Genomic DNA, 19934 nt, shown 5'->3' on the forward strand with positions numbered 1-19934 from the left:
TTCTTTTTTTGAGTTTTGCTTTTAGGGCTGGGCCTCGGATTTGGTTTTATTGAAAATACTCTATTTTATCACAAAAGTTTGACAAGTGTGATAAAAATATTTTATGGCTTTCCTATTTAAAGGTGGTTTTGGTTATGGCTTTTTGTTGTTAGGTTTTATTCTGGGTTTTTACCTAACAATAATGAGCCTGGCATGGCTTTTCTGATCCAGTCTGTAATTAAAATTTGTTCGCGATCGCAGGACTGGACTATTTGACCATTTAGGTTGCGCAATACTATTTCTGCAGGAATTTCAATTTCTTCCCCGGTAGGTATTATTATTTTCTCTATTTGACTGGCGGCAAAAGGTCGCAAGCTTTGAAAGACAATATAATTTCCGCTTTCTCCGGCTACAACTTCGGCTAAACCAAGATTTTGTCGATATTTAACTAGTTTGTGCTTAGACTTCATTCGGGAAAACATTGAGTTAGTGCGGTTGCCTTTAAAAAAGGTTGACTGGGTTGGTTTCCCCCAGTTTTTCCGCAAAGAAACGGGGTCGGTTAAAATATGAGTACAAATTTTGTCAATGTCTACTGCTATATCTCCATTTTGCCCTAAATGTCGCAGGTCTAAACAGACTGTATGCAAACCACTTTTTTCTAAATTTTCAAGTTTGTCTAAAATAAATTGATCTTTATCCAAAAACATAAATGTGCCGTGGGCTGTTTCTAAGGTGGAAAAATTTCGGTTATTGCTATCCTCCGATGAGACTGTGGTTTCCAGGGGAATTTTTTTTTCTGAGTCTGGGTCTAACAAATGTGGAGACAGTAGGGAACGTGGGGAATAAAATAACAATATTTGCCCGACTCCCAGAATTTCACAAGCAACCGGGAGTTTTTGACAATATTCAATTAATTTTTTTTCTGGGAGCTCGATAGATAGTATTAAACGTGCCAAAGACTGAGAAAAAATTTCACACCAACCCCTCAGTGCTTCTAAGTTGTGGTTTCCTGTTTCGACAATGAACTGTAGTGCTATGTTTGGATGATGAGTTTTTAACCACCAAGCTGCTCCTGGGTCGCAAACCCGCACTGTTGGAAATTTGCTCAGTTCCCACAGACTCAGTTGTTGACAAATATTTTTCATGGTTTGTTCTGGCATCAAAATATCCCACACTAATACCGGGTGTAAACCATATTTTGTTGCGGTTGATGCTAGTGAATGTGTTTGTTGTTGTGAAAGTTGCCCTTGTCTGGCTAGGAGAGTGGGTTGCAGTAAAACTTCTTTTAAGTTGGCGGCCTTGACACACCTTTCTAGGTCGTTGATGGATGAGACAAAAGTATTAAATTGCATTTTGTTTCCCAAAAGAAAAATTTGAGCTTAAGTTTATTTATTCTAAAACCAAAAACCAAAAATCAAAAACCAAAAGTTTAAAACTTCAAACTTAAAACCAAAAACTTGACGCCTTTTCAAATTTCAAGTCAGCTATTATAATATTTAGTCAAACTATACTCTAAATTTCCCATGGACGAATTTTCTCCAGATGACCATTCTTTATTTCCCGAGGAACCAGATGAGACATCCCTAAATGTCCACTATCTCCCTGGGGCTGACTCGAACCCTGAGGTTACAGACCCGATGATACAAGGTGCCTGGGGTGAGGTTCGTGACGAATTGGCTGATTTTATCTTGGCCCCGGAGTTCGATGACTATATTAAAACGGCTTTTGGTGAAACTGTGGACCCGGAGCTGGCAAAGGAGCAGATAAAGGATGTTTTGACTGGGGAAAATTTGCCGGAGGTTATTATGTTGCCGGCGGCGGATATGGAGCCGGCGGTGGGTGCCTATGATCCTTTGACTGGTTCAATTTATTTGGCTGATTCTTTATTGCCTGATACTGATGGGGTTTTGGTGGATGTGCTGTTGGAGGAGTTGGGGCATTTTTTGGACTCTCAGTTGTCTGAGTCGGACTCCCCTGGAGATGAGGGTGAGTTATTGGCTGCTTTGGTGAGGGGTGAGGAGTTGACTCAGTTTCAGGTGATGATGCTTCGGGGTCAGGATGATCGGGTAGATATTTGGGTCGGGGGTGTTGAGGTTGAGGTTGAGGCTAGTGAAAAGGTTGATTTTGAGAAGGCTCGTAATTTTAGGGCGGGAGACCGACCAAGGTCAGTAGCAGCAGGAGATTTTAATGGAGATGGCATTCCTGATCTGGCTGTGGCGAACTACAGTTCAGACAACGTATCAGTGTTATTAGGAAAAGGTGACGGTAGTTTTGGTTCAGCTACTAATTTTCCGGTGGGAGACGGACCTGTGTCAGTAGCAGTAGAAGATTTCAATGGAGATGGCATTCCTGATCTGGCTGTGGCGAACTGGTGGGATGACAACGTATCAGTGTTATCAGGAAAAGGTGACGGTAGTTTTGGTTCAGCTACTAATTTTCCGGTGGGAGACCATCCTCTCTCAGTAGCGGCAGAAGATTTAAATGGAGATGGCATTCCTGATCTGGCTGTGGCGAACTGGTGGGATGACAACGTATCAGTGTTATCAGGAAAAGGTGACGGTAGTTTTGGTTCAGCTACTAATTTTCCGGTGGGAGACTCACCTAGATCAGTAGCAGTAGGAGATTTTAATGGAGATGGCATTCCTGATTTGGCTGTGGCGAACTTTTCGTCAGCCAACGTATCAGTGTTATCAGGAAAAGGTGACGGTAGTTTTGGTTCAGCTACTAATTTTCCGGTGGGAAACGGACCTTTCTCAGTAGCAGTAGGAGATTTTAATGGAGATGGCATTCCTGATCTGGCTACGGCGAACTTTTCGTCAGACAACGTATCAGTGTTATCAGGAAAAGGTGACGGTAGTTTTGGTTCAGCTACTAATTTTCCGGTGGGAGAATCACCTAGATCAGTAGCAGTAGGAGATTTTAATGGAGATGGCATTCCTGATCTGGCTACGGCGAACGGTGGCGATGACAACGTATCAGTGTTATCAGGAAAAGGTGACGGTAGTTTTGGTTCAGCTACTAATTTTCCGGTGGGAGACTCACCTAGATCAGTAGCAGTAGAAGATTTAAATGGAGACGGCATTCCTGATCTGGCTACGGCGAACTTCTTTTCAGACAACGTATCCATCCTCATCAACAAAACCCCCATAACCATCATCCCCAACATCACCATCTCCGACACCAAGGTCACCGAAGGCAACACAAATAAAACCGCCAAATTCACCGTCACCCTAGACAACCCCACAACCACCACAGTCAAAGTCAACTACACCACAGCCAACCAAACCGCCAAAGTCAACCAAGACTACAAACTCACCAAAGGCACCCTCACCTTCCGACCAGGAGAAACCAACAAAAACATCACAGTTCCCATCTTGGGAGATAACCGAGACGAACCCGAGGAAAAATTCCGAGTCGCTCTGAGCCGCCCCCAAAATGCCAACATCAAAGATGGGAGAGCTACAGGCACCATCGTTGATAACGACCCAGTTCCCCAAATATCCATCGGCGATGCCAAAATTACGGAAGGAAACAGAGGTCAGAAAAACATGGAATTTGAAGTCAAATTAAACAACCCCAGCGGGAAAACAGTCAAAGTAAATTATGGAACCCAAGAGGGCAGCGCCAAGTCAGGAAAAGATTTTCGAAATCAAAGGGGAGTCCTGACATTCCAACCAGGGCAGACGAAAAAAATAGTGAACATTCCCATTTTGGGAGATACCCTGGATGAAAATAACGAACAGTTTCAAGTCAAACTCAGCCGTGCCCAAAATGGAAAATTTTCAGACAACACAGCAGTCGGCAGAATTATTGATAACGACGAAACATTACCCCAGAAAACCCCCCAAATATCCATCGGGGATGGGGAAATAGTAGAAGGAGACCGGGGTCAGAAAAAAATGACATTTCAAGTCAAACTGAGCAACCCCAGCAACAAAACAGTCACAGTAAATTATACGACAGTAGATGGGAGCGCTAAGTCAGGAAAAGATTTTCAACGGAAAAGCGGCGTAGTGACATTCAGACCAGGGGAGACGAAAAAGACAGTTAACATTTCAGTGTTTGGAGACGTCTTCTTAGAAAATCTTGAGTTGTTTCAGGTCAAACTCACCAGTGCCCAAAACGGAGAATTTTCAGGTCAGAGAGATCAGTTTGCCACGGGTATTATTCAGGATAATGACAAACCACCGCAAATATCCATCAGTGACAGCAAAGTGACAGAAGGAAATAGGGGTAAGAAAAACATGGAATTTGAAGTCAAGTTGAACAACCCCAGCGACCGAACAGTGAGAGTAAATTATGAGACCGTTGAAGGCAGCGCTAAGTCAGGAAAAGATTTTCAAAACCAAAAGGGAGTGGTGACATTCAAGCCCGGGCAGACGAAAAAGACAGTGAATGTTCCCACTTTAGGAGATACTTTTGTTGAAAAGACAGAGCAGTTTCAGGTTAAACTCAGCGGTGCCCAAAATGCGGAACTATCAGACAGCAAAGGAGTAGGCAGAATTCAGGATAATGACATAGTGCCTAAAATATCCATCCGTGATGCCAGAACTACGGAAGGAGACCGAGGTCAGAAAAACATGAAGTTTGAAGTCAAGTTAGATAATAGTAGTAGTCAAACAGTGAAAGTTAATTATGAGACGGTTGAGGGCAGCGCTAAGTCAGGAGAAGATTTTCAAAAGAAAAAGGGAGTCCTGACATTCAAGCCCGGGGAGAGGAAAAAGACAGTGAATGTTCCTATTTTGGGAGATACTGATGATGAAGCGAATGAGAAATTTGAGGTCAGACTCAGCGGCGCGAAAAACGGTAAGTTATCGGATGGGAAAGCAGTCGGCATTATTCGGGATAACGACAGAGAAGCTATTGACTTAGGAGTTCTTTCGGAAAAGGCAATTTTTAAGGCTGATAATATTGGGTTTACCACTGGAGTCAACCGAAATATAGAAGACTATTTTCGTTTTGAGGTGAAAAAAGAAGGTTTAGTTAATATTTTTATGGATGTTTTTGTGCAAGATATAGGAATGGAATTATATGATCAAGATGATAGTTTACTTTTCCAGTCAAATGTAGAGGGTCTTGGTTTTGAGGCTATTGAGAATGTCTTGGAACCAGGTGTTTATTATTTGAGAGTTTTTCCAGTGGGACCCAGTAGAACTAAATATAATTTGAGTATTAATATTATTGAGAGTTGATAAGGTGTCTATAAATAATAAGTTGGAATTTCTCAATTTTTAACTGATGAAAATATCAGCTTTCTGAGGTTTGAGCTGATGTCTAAATAAACATAATTTCCTAATAATTTCCTAATATTATGTTAGATAGTATCATTCGTGTAAAACCAGGCATTGCAACCAAAAATCAAAAATCAAAAATCAAAAATTTAACGCCTTTTCAAATTTCAAGTCAGCTATTATAATATTTAGTCAAACTATACTCTAAATTTCCCATGGACGAATTTTCTCCAGATGACCATTCTTTATTTCCCGAGGAACCAGATGAGACATCCCTAAATGTCCACTATCTCCCTGGGGCTGACTCGAACCCTGAGGTTACAGACCCGATGATACAAGGTGCCTGGGGTGAGGTTCGTGACGAATTAGCTGATTTTATCTTGGCTCCCGAGTTCGATGACTATATTAAAACGGCTTTTGGTGAAACTGTGGACCCGGAGCTGGCAAAGGAGCAGATAAAGGATGTTTTGACTGGGGAAAATTTGCCGGAGGTTATTATGTTGCCGGCGGCGGATATGGAGCCGGCGGTGGGTGCCTATGATCCTTTGACTGGTTCAATTTATTTGGCTGATTCTTTATTGCCTGATACTGATGGGGTTTTGGTGGATGTGCTGTTGGAGGAGTTGGGGCATTTTTTGGACTCTCAGTTGTCTGAGTCGGACTCCCCTGGAGATGAGGGTGAGTTATTGGCTGCTTTGGTGAGGGGTGAGGAGTTGACTCAGTTTCAGGTGATGATGCTTCGGGGTCAGGATGATCGGGTAGATATTTGGGTCGGGGGTGTTGAGGTTGAGGTTGAGGCTAGTGAAAAGGTTGATTTTGAGAAGGCTCGTAATTTTAAGGTGGGAGTTCTACCTGTGTCAGTAGCAGTAGGAGATTTTGATGGAGATGGCATTCCTGATCTGGCTGTGGCGAACTTTTCTTCAGAAAACGTATCAGTTTTATTAGGAAAAGGTGACGGTAGTTTTGGTTCAGCCACTAATTTTCCGGTGGGAGACGGAGCTAATAGAATGGTAGCAGGAGACTTTAATGGAGATGGCATTCCTGATCTGGCTGTGCCGAGCTCTAGGGACGACAACGTATCAGTGTTATCAGGAAAAGGTGACGGTAGTTTTGGTTCACCGACTAATTTTCCGGTGGGAGACTGGCCTTTTTTCTTGGCAGCGGAAGATTTCAATGGAGATGGCATTCCTGATCTGGCTGTGGCGAACCTTAGTTCAGACAACGTATCAGTGTTATTAGGAAAAGGTGACGGTAGTTTTGGTTCAGCTACTAATTTTCCGGTGGGAGACGAACCAATATCAGTAGCAGTAGAAGATTTTAATGGAGATGGCATTCCTGATCTGGCTGTGGCGAACGGTGGCGATAACAACGTATCAGTGTTATCAGGAAAAGGTGACGGTAGTTTTGGTTCAGCTACTAATTTTCCGGTGGGAGACCGACCATTCTCAGTAGCAGCAGAAGATTTAAATGGAGATGGCATTCCTGATCTGGCTGTGGCGAACGGTGGCGATGACAACGTATCAGTGTTATCAGGAAAAGGTGACGGTAGTTTTGGTTCAGCTACTAATTTTCCGGTGGGAGACCGACCTGCGTCAGTAGCAGTAGGAGATTTTAATGGAGATGGCATTCCTGATCTGGCTGTGGCGAACAATGGTTCAGACAACGTATCAGTGTTATCAGGAAAAGATGACGGTAGTTTTGGTTCAGCTACTAATTTTCCGGTGGGAGACGGACCTATATCAGTAGCAGCAGAAGATTTAAATGGAGACGGCATTCCTGATCTGGCTACGGCGAACGAATTTTCAGACAACGTATCCATCCTCATCAACAAAACCCCCATAACCATCATCCCCAACATCACCATCTCCGACACCAAGCTCACCGAAGGCAACACAAATAAAACCGCCAAATTCACGGTCACCCTAGACAACCCCACAACCACCACAGTCAAAGTCAACTACACCACAGCCAACCAAACCGCCAAAGTCAACCAAGACTACAAACTCACCAAAGGCACCCTCACCTTCCGACCAGGAGAAACCAACAAAAACATCACAGTTCCCATCTTGGGAGATAACCGAGACGAACCCCAGGAAAAATTCCGAGTCGCTCTGAGCCGCCCCCAAAATGCCAACATCAAAGATGGGAGAGCTACAGGCACCATCGTTGATAACGACCCAGTTCCCCAAATATCCATCGGCGATGCCAAAATTACGGAAGGAAACCGAGGTCAGAAAAACATGGAATTTGAAGTCAAATTAAACAACCCCAGCGGGAAAACAGTGAGAGTAAATTATGGAACCCAAGAGGGCAGCGCCAAGTCAGGAAAAGATTTTCGAAATCAAAGGGGAGTCCTGACATTCCAACCAGGGCAGACGAAAAAAATAGTGAACATTCCCATTTTGGGAGATACCCTGGATGAAAATAACGAACAGTTTCAAGTCAAACTCAGCCGTGCCCAAAATGGAAATTTTTCAGACAACACAGCAGTCGGCAGAATTATTGATAACGACGAAACATTACCCCAGAAAACCCCCCAAATATCCATCGGGGATGGGGAAATAGTAGAAGGAGACCGGGGTCAGAAAAAAATGACATTTCAAGTCAAACTGAGCAACCCCAGCAACAAAACAGTCACAGTAAATTATACCACAGTAGATGGGAGCGCTAAGTCAGGAAAAGATTTTCAACAGAAAAGCGGCGTAGTGACATTCAGACCAGGGGAGACGAAAAAGACAGTTAACGTTTCAGTATTGGGAGACGCTTTATCGGAAAATCTTGAGTTGTTTCAGGTCAAACTCACCAGTGCCCAAAATGGGAAATTTTCAGCTCAGACAGATCAATATGCCACAGGTATTATTCAGGATAATGACCAACCGCAAATATCCATCAGTGATGCCAAAATTACAGAAGGCAACAGGGATAAGAAAAACATGAAATTTGAAGTCAAATTGAATAGCGCCAGCAACCAAACAGTGAAAGTAAATTATGAGACTATTGACGGCAGCGCCAAGTCAGGAAAAGACTATGAAAAGAAAAGCGGAGTCGTGATATTCAAACCAGGGCAGACGAGAAAAACCATCAACATTTCCACTTTGGGAGACACATTATCAGAAAATCTTGAGTTGTTTCAGGTCAAACTCAGCGGTGCCCAAAATGGAGAATTTTCAGCTCAGACAGATCAATATGCCACGGCTATTATTCAGGATAATGACAAGCTCCCGGAAATATCCATCAGTGATGCTAAAATTACGGAAGGAAATACAGAAAAGAAAGAGATGGAGTTTGAAGTCAAGTTAGATAAGAGTAGCACTCAAACAGTGAAAGTTAATTATGAGACCGTTGAGGGCAGCGCTAAGTCAGGAAAAGACTTTCAAAAGAAAAGGGGAGTGGTGATATTCAAACCAGGGGAGACGAAAAAGACGGTGAATGTTCCTATTTTGGGAGATACCGATAATGAAGCGAATGAGAAATTTGAGGTCATACTCAGCAGCCCTAAAAATGCTAACTTATCGGATGGGAAAGGAGTCGGGACTATTCAGGATAACGACAGAGAAGCTATTGACTTAGGAGTTCTTTCCGAAAAGCCAATTTTGAAGTCTGATAAAATTGGGTTTACCACTGGAGGAGCCAACCGAGATACAGAAGACTATTTTCGTTTTGAGGTGGAAAAAGAAGGTTTAGTAAATATTTTTATGGATAGTTTTGTGCAAAATATAGGAATGGAATTATATGATCAAGATGATAGTTTACTTTTCCGGTCAAATGTAGATGGTCTTGGTTTAGAAGCTATTAATAAGACTTTGGACCCTGGTATTTATTATTTGAGAGTTTTTCCAGTGGGCTCGAATAGGACTACATATAATTTAAGTATTAATATTGTTGAGAGATGATAAAATGTCTATAAATAATCAGTTTGAACTTCTCAATTTTTAACTGATGAAAGTATCAGCTTTCTGAGATTTTATCTGAGGTCTAAATAAAGATAATTTCCTAATAATTTCCTAATATTATGTTAGATAGTATCATTCGTGTAAAACCAGGCTGGGAGCTGCGGCCTGCTAACTAAAACTTGCCGCCTTAATCTCATCCTGGTGGGAGCTAGGGGTGGGTTCCCAACTTCTTAAAAAGGCTTTTTCAGCTAGTGGGGGCAAATAATAGCTTGATATTTAATTTGCTCCCTATTTATTATGTTAATTCATCATTATTAGATATAATACTTATCCAACGAAATTGTTTAGTATTATCTGCTATAGGTTTACTATCACTGTCCGGGTAAATAATAGTTAATTTTTTGTCAGATTTTAGCTGAGATTTTAGTTGATAAATTATCTTAACTCCCATCATACCTTGTACTTTAAATCATAGCATTTTTTAGGTTAGCGATCGCTAATTATTCAAACAATATAAATCTAGTTTAATACCCATTTCCCGTAATTTTTTTCAGCCAAAATTCAGAAATATTTTTGCCATTACTATAAAGCTATTTTTTTCTGTTTTAAACCTTAGTAAATCCGAGAGTAAAAAGCCACTTAATTCATTTTTATCTAGGTCATAAACATAATATTATTCACATCTAAAACCCAAAACCTAACACCTAACACCTGCCACCCTGACCACATTTAATTTTTCAACATTATTTAAAACCCCAGGCGCCACAGCCTTAGGAATACAAACCACATTCCCCGCTCGCATTTTCTCCAAGCGATCGCCAACCACAGAAACAAGCTGACTCAACCGCCAGCGCATAACCTCCCCATGCACCGGAATAATCTCAATTTCATCTCCCAGCGCCACAGACTCAACCAACTGTAAAACAATACTTTCTGACGTCGTCTCCATTACAATTCCTAAATACTCATGAGTACCCCTACTACTTTCCAACTGCTTATATACAGAATCACTCCCTGCAGGACTTTCCAACGAAGCAGAATCATAGTCACGGTGAGGAATAGACTCTAACTCAGCCACAATTTGACTCAACATTTCTGGAGTTAACCTCCCCTCCCCATAAGCATCGATCGCTTGCCGATAAGCCCGACAAGTCACCGCCACATAAAACGACGACTTCATCCGCCCCTCTATTTTCAGAGAACAAATTTGATGCTCAAAAAACCCTCCTACCTGGTGAATACCCCATAAATCTTTAGAAGACATAAAAGTCACCGGGCGATCATCAGTTTTTTCCCCCAACTGATAGGGAAAACGACAAGACTGAATACAACCACCACGGTTAGAGTCTCTACCAGCAGTAAAATTAGAGATTGTACAATTACCCGAAAAAGCCATACACATAGCACCATGCACAAACATTTCCACATCAACGCCAGTCTGCGCTCTAATTGCCCCACCCTCTACCACACTAACTTCTCGCCCCACTATCAGACGCTTCACACCAAACTGTTTCCACATTTGACCAGCATAAGAATTCAGACAAGATGCTTGAGTCGAGAGATGAATATCGATATCAGAACTACGTTTCACCACTCGCAAAACCCCCAAGTCAGAAACAATAACCCCATCAATACCAATATATTCTAGAAACCGACAATATTCTGCCAAACCCTCAAAATCATCATCATGGAGAAAAGCATTCAGAGTCAGGTAGACCTTAGCATCATTTTCGTGAGCAAAATTTACCCCATATTCCAAGTCATAGTCAGAAAAATTATCCGCTCGCGTCCGCAGACCGTATTTTTGCCCCCCCACATAAACAGCATCAGCACCATAAGTAACCGCAACCTTTAGACGTTCAAGATTTTTAGCAGGAGCTAACAATTCTGGTTTCCACATATTATTTATATATATTCATAGTCATGAACTTATATATTTTAGCTCCCTCCCTAAATCATGCTTTAAAGAATCAGAATTAACGCTATAATTCAAAAATACAGGTTTTGCAGAAATTTGCAGCAAGAAAAACCATGGTGAAACAACTCAAAACCGAAACCCATCAAGAAATTGTTTATCCCGATAGTGATGGCCAACCAATAGCAGATAATACAGTTCAATTTCGCTGGATAGCGGTCCTCTACCATAATTTAGCTTGGCTATTTGCCGAAAATCCTCAAGTCTTTGTAGCTGGAGATTTACTTTGGTATCCTGTAGTTGGGGATAATAAGTTGCGTCAAGCCCCAGATGTTATGGTAGCGTTTGGAGTACCTAAAGGAGATCGAGGTTCTTATCAGCAATGGAAAGAAAATAATATTGCTCCCCAAGTAGTGTTTGAAATTCTTTCTCCAGGAAATACTTTGAAGGAGATGAGTAAGAAACGCCTATTCTATGATAATTATGGAGTGGAAGAGTATTATTTGTATGACCCACAAAAAAATGATTTGACAGGATGGTTGCGTTCTGAGTCCTTACTGGATGTAATTGATGAAATGAATGGTTGGGTCTCTCCAAGATTAGGAATTCGCTTTGAGGTCTTGCCCGAAACTTTACAATTATATCATCCAGATGGTCAATTATTTGCAGATTATCTGGAGGTTCAAAAACGGTTAAATGAAGTTCAAGAACAATTGGACAATGTCCAAGAACAATTGGACGACGTCCAAGGACAATTGAATGAGGAACGTCAGGCTAAAGAACTTGCTAAGTCAGAGCTCCAACAGGAACGTCAGGCTAAAGAACTTGCTGAAGAACGTGCCAAACGTTTAGAAAAATTACTTCGAGAAGCAGGAATAGATACTGATAGTGGGACTTAAAAAAAATAGGGGGCTCAAACAGACTTAAATATAGACGGGGGAAGGCTTCTATCTCAAAAAGGTATAAATCCTGAATAAGCGAGGGTTCTAGCCATTTTTAGGGCATAGACATAATTTCCTTTTCTAGAACGACCTTTCCCCATCTTTTTCACCAGAAAATGTTTACAGCAACTTTAATTTTAGTAGACCACAGTAGGGACGTTCCATGGAAAGTCTTTACAAAGTTTTGTTTTGGTTGTGACCATATTTATCAGTCTGAAAAGCGCTGTAAGTACCAATAGCTGAATGTTTATAATTCAAATATAGAGGTTTTGCAGAAATTTTCAGGGAAAAAAACAATGGTGAAACAACTCGAAACCGAAACCCATCAAGAAATTGTTTATCTGGATAGTAATGGCCAACAAACCTCCAGATGGTCAATTATTTAGAGATTATCTGGAGGTTCAAAAACGGTTAAATGAAGTTCAGGAACAATTGGATGATGTCCAAGAACAATTGAATGAAGAACGTCAGGCTAAAGAAGTTACTCACTCAGAACTCCAACAGGAACGCCTCCCTAAGGAAGTTGCTAAAGAACTTGCTAAACGTTTAGAAAATTTACTTCAAGAAACAGGAATAGATTTTGATATTAAATAATGGGAGTTCAAAAATAGAGGTGGGGTGAGCAAATAAGTGGGGGTTAAGCATCAAGACTGTAGCTTCTCACTTTATTCATTCCATCCAGCATTAGGTACCTTTTGCTCCCTGTCTTCCTTTTGTAAATATAATTTGTAAATATAATAAGTATTTAACTGGATTTTATATTACTAGTTATTAAAAAAAAAATTGATGTTTTCAAAAGTGAATTATGGCAATCATACTAGATTTGATATAGTACTAATATTATCATGTATTTATTCTAGTTTTGCAGTATTTAATTTGAGGTTAAATTCTGTTTCTATATGTCTACGACCTAATGTCGAAAAAAACTATCTTAATTCCATATTTTTACTTCAATTTTCTCTAATAGATATTCTTTTTCTATTAGTTGAGACCAGATAAATTAAAAAATAGCTATGAAATAGTCCACTTCTTGAAATAGGCGATCGCAATTCCTCAAATATAATTCTGGAAAAAATTCTTTTAACTAACTGAAATTATTCAATAATTTCAGCAGTATTGTTTGTAATATTATTATCAAAAATTACTATTTACCAGGAAATATTTTTGGTGATAAAAATTGCGATCGCAGCTTTTTCAAGAGTAATAGTAGACATTTTCTCTATTCTCGGCAGGCATTGCCACAGTAAAGCTCAAAATAAAACCTAAAAATTAATATGTATATGACTCAAGTAAAATTTCAAAATACTTGAATTTGATTAATAACTCAAGGAACCCTAAATTATTTTGAAAGCCTTGTAAAAATTGCTTCTATTGATGGAGGTAAACGACGCATAATTTTACCTTTTTCCCGGTCAACAGTTACTAAAGTCACTTTGGCAGTCGTATATAATTCTTGATTATCCAAAGATTGAATTTTGTAATCCCATTCTAACCTAACCCCTTGAGTATTTCTCATGCAGGTCTTGACCACAACTACCATACCCAGCTTTATAGGTTGATGATATTTTATCGAAAGATCGACTACTGGCAAATCACAACCGAGGTTAACTAACTCAGCAAATTCAATACCAATAGAACGTAAACTTTCGACTCTCGCCTCCTCCATCCAAGAAAGATAAACTCCATGCCAAACAATACCACCATAGTCAGTATGGTGTGGATAAACCCGAACTACATATTCAAACCAGACTTCCGGCTTTTCAGTAGGTTGATTTTCAATTGCACTTGTAGGTAATTGAGGTTGAAATTGTTCTGATGAGGCCACTTTACAAAAATTTCTAAAACTCTACATTTCTCAAATTTACCATTGCAATTAGGAATATATGCTAGTTTAAATGACTATTATTATTTGGTTCACTTAACTTAAGATATGATTAATAAAATTTTGTTAGCAGTAGGTGGTCGGGGATTATGTGAAGAGATGCTCAATATGTTGATGGATATCCCCTCTTTCCAAAAAGCATCTGTAACTGTCCTACACGTTATACAGCCTCAAGTTACTTCAGAAGGTATGTCAAGAAAATTAGAAGAAGGCGGTAAAATTTTAGCTGAAGCTGTTAAATCATTAAAAGTAGCTCCCGAAAAAATTAATTCTCGACTCAAACAAGGAGACCCAAAAGATATTGTTTGTCAAATAGCTGACGAAGAAAAATCTGACCTAATTATTATGGGTTCCCGGGGTTTAGGCAAGCTCCGAGCCATTCTAGAAAATTCAGTTAGTCAATATGTTTTCCAGTTAACTACTCATCCCATGTTATTGGTAAAAGACGATGTCTATATCCAAAAAATTAAAAATGTGATGGTTGTCTTAGACCCATCAGAAGAAGGAAAAAATTCTCTCAAGTTGGGTATGGACTTAGTCAGTCAAGTTTCTGGAGGAAAATTAATTTTGAGCTATGTCAAGAAAGACATGAGTGGTAAGTCTAGTCAAGACTACACATCAGATGCAGAAAAAGAGCCTATAATAGCCGAAGCTATAGCAGAAGCAAAAAAAAGGGGTATTAAATATAGTTGTGTTACTGCAAGTGGTAAACCTGGGCCAGAAATTTGTAAAATCTCTCAGGAATTGAATGTAGGTCTATTAATCTTGGGTTCACCAGATCGTCGTCCATCCGTAGCCAAGAACCTTGTAGACCTCGATAAACTATTAGGAAACTCTTTATCAGACTATGTAAGAGTTTATAGTAGTTCTCCTGTACTTTTAATCCGCTAAAGAGCGCCACAGAAAACTCAAAATTTAGCCCCCTTTAACCCTCCTCTATTTTTGCTACCATAAACCTACTAACTATCTTTATCCTCTAGCGCCAAACCACCAAAACTACTATAACTTAACAGATGAATGAGTGCTAATGGTTAGTTATATAAGTCTTCAAAAGTAGGAGCATAATATAAAATACTCCCACACTAAGCTAATGCTATGGTGTGGGCTCTCCTTTAAGAGTCCCAGTACTCCGTCAGACTTCAACGACCTTAAAGACGAAATGCTTTACCGCCCTGTTTTTTATACTGATCCTTGGGTCTACATTACCCTCTATTAACATACCGCAGTACTCACAATTTGGGAGTTATTTTGGATAATTATATAGGGACTTTTTCGCCACAATTTGACCATCAAAAAAACCCAGAATAATATTGTAAATTAATGGGACATTAAGTCCCATTAACTAACCATTGATTCATCTCACGCCATAATCTTTAACAAGAGCGTAAAGCTTCTCGACGATAAAGCTAAAAACTTTACTCCTACTTGATTTTTTTCTGTGATCAACTCCTAGCTTTTTAGCTTTGTTGACTATTATTGGTTTGAATGTACAAAATGATCAAGAAAACCGCTGGCACAAATATAAACAAAATGGTTGCCACAAAACCCAAATCATTAACTTCCATAATTACCCACCGAAGAATTTAAATACCATAAATCCAGAATACCATTATTTACGTTTTGGTTTTGTTTTGACAACCACAGGACCGTTCACTAGGACCTGACAAGCTAATCTCCAGTTTTCAGGCCTCTTTTTTAACTTTTTTTCTTCCACCTCAGTACGGGGTGAAAGATTTTCCAGACCTTCAATAATTTCTACAACACAAGTGCCACACTGTCCATAGCCACCACAATTCATCAATTTGGCCGTAAAGGTGTAAATGTCAACGCGATTTTCTAGAGCTTTGAGCCTTAAATTGGCTCCATCAGCAGCAATTACTTCCTGATTTTCGTTTTCAAACTTAATGTTGGCCATCATGAATTATTAATTTATTGTTATAAAAAAATATTAACTAATATTAAGAACTTTAACTTAATTTTTAAGTTTAAAGTCTCCCACCCGCATCAGGCAACTTTTTATTAGTTTTTCCTTATCTGTGAGCAATTAATTCTGAGATAAACTAACCAGTTCCTAGGCCGACCCATAGAGGCCAAAACTTATCCAGATTCTGAATATTTAAATCATCCAAATCTTATAATATCCTTGTATCAAAATACTTTTGAGATTCATGACCTCAGGTCATAACCAAAACCCTATAAAGTTGCTTTCGGCATTCTACGCAAATATGTTGCGGAGCATTTTATGGTCACTGGTCACTCACCCTGTGGTCTAATGAAATAAAAAGCGCCTTCAATTTATTTATCTGAAACTATTTTTGTTTGATTTGGACTATTGACCCAAACAAAAAAAACCGTATATTTAAAGTAAAAAGATTACACTATAAGTTTTAGAGCTTATTTTTAACCTATTTTTCTTAAAGTCCCCCAACCTCTCCATCTCCCCTCTCCCCAGATATCTTTTCAGAGAAAAGTTAGTAATAACTCTTAAAGGAGTTAAAAAGCCTTGACTTATAAATGGGTGACTTTTGACTTTCTTAGTTCAGGCCTACATTTTACACCTTAACCTGTCATCTTAAAAGTAGTAGAAAAATCCCTAAAACTCTTACCTATTTATATTCAGTAAATTAGGTTCACTAGACAAAGCGATCGCCAAACCATCACCAATAAATTAAACATTGATACTAAATTTATCTAGATAAACCTTGGCCTATTATCTGATCCAGAACTTCACAAACAATCCTAAATTCTAACCCCTGACTTTCCATACTACTTTTGAAAGTGCAGAACATAGCTTAAGGATTATTTGACAAACTCCCATCAGGAAGATTACTCACAGCTCGTTGCAGTTCCGACAAAGAACGATTATAGTCAATTATCGCCCTTAACAAATTATCCTCAGCCCTAGTCAAATCCGTCTCCTGTTGAATAACTTCTAACTGAGTTCCCACACCTGCTTGAAATCGTAATCTCGCCAAACGTAAAGCTTCCTTCGCCTGCTCCACACCCAACTCAGCAGTATCAATATTCTCAAAGCTAGCTTCCAAACCAAAGAAAGCTTCCTCAACTTCCCGACGAATCTGATTTCTAACCTGCTCAAACCTAGTCTCTGCAATCTCCCCATTCAGTATACTTTGTCTAGCAGAAGCCCTTGCTGCACCACCATCAAAGAAATTCCATCTAAACCTCAATCCTATTGTACTACCATCAGCCCAACCCCTAGCTGCTCGCCAACTTTGGTTCTCAGTAGTTAATGCTAAAACATTGTAGGTAGCAAAAAAATTCAAGCTTGGTCTAACTGATGAAAGAGCTAGTTTCCGCTGCTCATCACTTAAATCTCTTTGCACTAACTGCTGTTCTAACTCAGCTCGGTTCCGAAAAGCTGCCACAATTGTTTCATCTAAAGATAAAGGCCAAGACCCCACTGGCTCAATTGGATCGGCAGCCGTCAAATTTATCAACTCATTGGCACTTAGTCTTTCTGCCAAACGACGTTGGGTAGTACGTTGATCTCGAAGAGCATTTGTCAGACTTTGTTGTTCATTAGATAATGTTACCTGAGCTTGCAATACATCAAATCTAGTTCCTACTCCTGCTCTTTCTAAAGCTTCCGCATCTTCCAAACTTTTGCGAGAATTTCTAACAGCAGCTTCTCCAATTTTAACCCGTCCATCTGCTTGTTGTAAATTATAATAATCGTCCGATACATTCAGACGTAATTCTTCTGAAAACCTCTCTAATTCTAACTCCCGTAGACGTATTTGTTCCCTAGCAACTCCAATTCTTGAAGAACGAGCTTTACCAAGACCAAGGTCATAATCAAATCGAAATGTATTGTTAAAAGTTGTAGTCGGGAAATTTTGAATATCAGTATCTATGAGCTCGTCTCTTCCTGTTACCTTATTGACTCGTTTTTGAGCCTGTGCTTGCAAGTCACCAAAAGCACTTTCTGTACGTTCTATAACTGATTCAAAAGTCAGACTAGGCCACAAAGCAGCTTGAGCTTCTCGCAGAGCAGCTTTACTCCTGTCAACTTCTAGTTGAACAATTTGGATATCTGGGTTATTGCGTCGCGCTAAATCAATAGCTTCCTCTAAAGTAATTGGTATTGTTTCTTTTATCTGTACTTGATCAGGAGTAACGGGAAAGTATAGTGGATTGGAATTTGGTTCTATTTGAGGAGGAGGATTTGTTTGTAAGGTTCCATTGGGTACTGGTGGAGGAAAACTTTCATTATTTTGTTGAGCAATAATCAAGCTACTATTATTTGATAAATGTTTTTGATTCTCAACCCTAGCTAAATTAGGAACAGTATTCATAGTTGAAGTTTGATTGAGACCAGTCTTTATCTGAACAGAATTTTGCTGTTTTGAAGTATTTCCAAAAGTAGGTGGACGCTGAATAATTGAGACTAGACTATTATTGGTTCTTCCTACTAATCTAATTGGATTATTTTTATTTTTTTGCGGATTATTTAATACAGATGCCTGGGTTTCAACCTCTGATAAATCATTTATTGTTGCCATTGTAGGAGCACGATTTATACTAGTCATCACTTGGTAAGAATTTCCTAGAATTGGATTTCTTTCGGATATTTTTTCACTATTATTAGTCTCATTTTTTTGATTCTTAATTTCTGGTGTTGATGCCTTTAAGTCTGTCTGATTTTTTCCATTTTCAACTTGATATTTTTCTAAATCCAAGTTAAATATTTCTGCATGATTTAATAAATTAGTTGATTCTTGAAAGCTAATTTCTTCAGAAAAATTTATTTGATTTGCTACCTCTAAATTTCCAGATTTTGACTCCAGCAATTCTAAAAATATAGAATTTGATTTACCCAGATTCTCCACATTATTTTCTGAATCTATGCTTAATCTTTCTGGATTATTTGAAAAAGTAATTGATTCTTGAAAGCTAATTTCTTCAGAAAAATTTATTTGATTTGCTACCTCTAATTTTCCAGATTTTGACTCCAGCAATTCTAATAAACTGGAATTAGACTTACCCAAAATCTCCACATTCTTTTCTGAATCTATCCTAATTTTTTGATTCTTGTTAGCTGCAAGATTATGATTAATATTTTGTTTAAATTGTAATGCTGAAGGAGAGATATTTTCTTCAGAATTTTCTGATTTTGACTCCAACAATTCTAAAATACTAGAATTAGATTTCCCCAGACTCTCCACATTCTTTTCTGAATCTATCCTAATTTTTTGATTCTTGTTAGCTGCAAAATTATGATTAATATTTTGTTTAAATTGTAATGCTGAAGGAGAGATATTTTCTTCTTTTATAGGGAATTTTAATTTTGCCAATAAACTATCTTTATTTTTGTATAGATTTTCGAGTTCTTTTAATGCAGAAATTCTCTCTTTATTAGGTTTTAACTTAGGTAGTTGTTTATTTATATTGACTTCTGAGTATCTGTTTGATGGTACCTTTATACCTGAATAATTTGACTTTAACTTTTTTAGTAAACTACCTTCAGGTTTCAATTGAGTAACTTTTTCCAAAGAGCTAACATCTGACTCTTCTCCTTGAGTTTCTTTAACCTCAACAGATTTTCCTTTGACCTCTTCTGGGTCCAACATCGAATTTTCAGGAGCATTACTTTGCAGATGAATAGGTAATGGGGCTGAAAAACTCTCCCCTCCATCTGAAAGAACTACTCCAATAACTCCTACTACCAAAATATTACGAAAAACACTCATGGATTTTTTATTAGTTTCCAAGTCCAACTGATATTTTAAACTAATGGGTTAACAGTTTTGCCAATATTTTTTCAGTTATTAGTTATCAGTTAGTCTCCCCCAGCAGGAACTACCTTAACATTACCCCTGGTCAAAACCAGAGGCTTGAAATACTGAAGTTTATTTTTTTTCATCCCCTTAAAAAAAGAGGCTATTGACCTGATTTTTTTGGTCAAATTTTAATAGTTTAACTCTCAAGTTCTCTCCAAGACCTTACTTGAACAACCACAGCAGTTAATACTAGTTCTTCTACTCCGGCTACTGGCCAAATATTTGTCTGGAGTTATACTGATAAATATTCAAGGCTTATATCGTCTCAAAACAAATTATCCTTGAGTTTTCA

General features: G+C 38.8%; 12 protein-coding genes. 5 read left to right on the forward strand and 7 right to left on the reverse strand.

Annotated features, from left to right (window positions below; all coding sequences use genetic code 11):
- Positions 1-155 precede the first annotated feature (155 nt).
- Positions 156-1331: a U32 family peptidase gene (locus tag TERY_RS21725; RefSeq protein ID WP_011613804.1), complete on the reverse strand. Its 1176-nt coding sequence runs from the start codon at positions 1329-1331 to the stop codon at positions 156-158.
- Positions 1332-1502: 171 nt separating this feature from the next.
- On the opposite strand from TERY_RS21725, the gene TERY_RS25830 reads away from it, so the two are divergent.
- Both TERY_RS25830 and TERY_RS25835 read left to right on the forward strand, forming a co-directional pair.
- The gene (locus tag TERY_RS25830; protein ID WP_011613805.1) at positions 1503-5171 is read left to right on the forward strand and encodes a Calx-beta domain-containing protein; all 3669 of its coding nucleotides are present in this window, start codon (positions 1503-1505) and stop codon (positions 5169-5171) included.
- Positions 5172-5425: 254 nt separating this feature from the next.
- A complete protein-coding gene (locus tag TERY_RS25835) occupies positions 5426-9103 on the forward strand; it encodes a Calx-beta domain-containing protein (RefSeq protein ID WP_011613806.1) in 3678 nt (1225 codons plus the stop codon).
- A 295-nt stretch (positions 9104-9398) separates the two neighbouring features.
- Here the strand turns inward: TERY_RS25835 and TERY_RS33810 are convergent, their stop codons facing one another.
- Positions 9399-9557, reverse strand: a complete 159-nt coding sequence (locus tag TERY_RS33810) for a hypothetical protein (RefSeq protein WP_155994567.1) — start codon at positions 9555-9557, stop codon at positions 9399-9401.
- 243 nt (positions 9558-9800) lie between these two features.
- Positions 9801-11003, reverse strand: a complete 1203-nt coding sequence (locus TERY_RS21740) for a U32 family peptidase (RefSeq protein ID WP_011613807.1) — start codon at positions 11001-11003, stop codon at positions 9801-9803.
- 131 nt (positions 11004-11134) lie between these two features.
- On the opposite strand from TERY_RS21740, the gene TERY_RS21745 reads away from it, so the two are divergent.
- Positions 11135-11917: a Uma2 family endonuclease gene (locus TERY_RS21745; protein WP_011613808.1), complete on the forward strand. Its 783-nt coding sequence runs from the start codon at positions 11135-11137 to the stop codon at positions 11915-11917.
- Between the two features lie 393 nt (positions 11918-12310).
- Positions 12311-12553: a hypothetical protein gene (locus TERY_RS21750; RefSeq protein ID WP_011613809.1), complete on the forward strand. Its 243-nt coding sequence runs from the start codon at positions 12311-12313 to the stop codon at positions 12551-12553.
- A 745-nt stretch (positions 12554-13298) separates the two neighbouring features.
- Here TERY_RS21750 and TERY_RS21755 read toward each other — a convergent pair.
- A complete protein-coding gene (locus TERY_RS21755) occupies positions 13299-13784 on the reverse strand; it encodes a YbgC/FadM family acyl-CoA thioesterase (RefSeq protein WP_011613810.1) in 486 nt (161 codons plus the stop codon).
- Positions 13785-13889: 105 nt separating this feature from the next.
- Between TERY_RS21755 and TERY_RS21760 the strand changes: the two genes are divergently transcribed.
- Entirely contained in the window at positions 13890-14732 is an 843-nt protein-coding gene (locus TERY_RS21760) for a universal stress protein (RefSeq protein WP_011613811.1), read from the forward strand.
- Between the two features lie 566 nt (positions 14733-15298).
- On the opposite strand, the gene psbM is transcribed toward TERY_RS21760, so the two are convergent.
- The 3 genes from psbM to TERY_RS25840 all read right to left on the reverse strand — a co-directional run bounded on the left by psbM (position 15299) and on the right by TERY_RS25840 (position 19552).
- On the reverse strand, positions 15299-15406 hold the full coding sequence (psbM, locus tag TERY_RS28905; RefSeq protein WP_071820714.1) for a photosystem II reaction center protein PsbM: 108 nt from the start codon (positions 15404-15406) through the stop codon (positions 15299-15301).
- Positions 15407-15450: 44 nt separating this feature from the next.
- Positions 15451-15756, reverse strand: coding sequence for a 2Fe-2S iron-sulfur cluster-binding protein (locus TERY_RS21765; RefSeq protein ID WP_044137926.1), 306 nt, complete (start codon positions 15754-15756; stop codon positions 15451-15453).
- Between the two features lie 877 nt (positions 15757-16633).
- Complete coding sequence (locus TERY_RS25840; protein ID WP_011613813.1) at positions 16634-19552, reverse strand: TolC family protein; 2919 nt, start codon at positions 19550-19552, stop codon at positions 16634-16636.
- Positions 19553-19934: the final 382 nt, after the last annotated feature.

Origin of the sequence: Trichodesmium erythraeum IMS101, assembly GCF_000014265.1 — a bacterium.
Classification (GTDB): Bacteria; Cyanobacteriota; Cyanobacteriia; order Cyanobacteriales; family Microcoleaceae; genus Trichodesmium; species Trichodesmium erythraeum.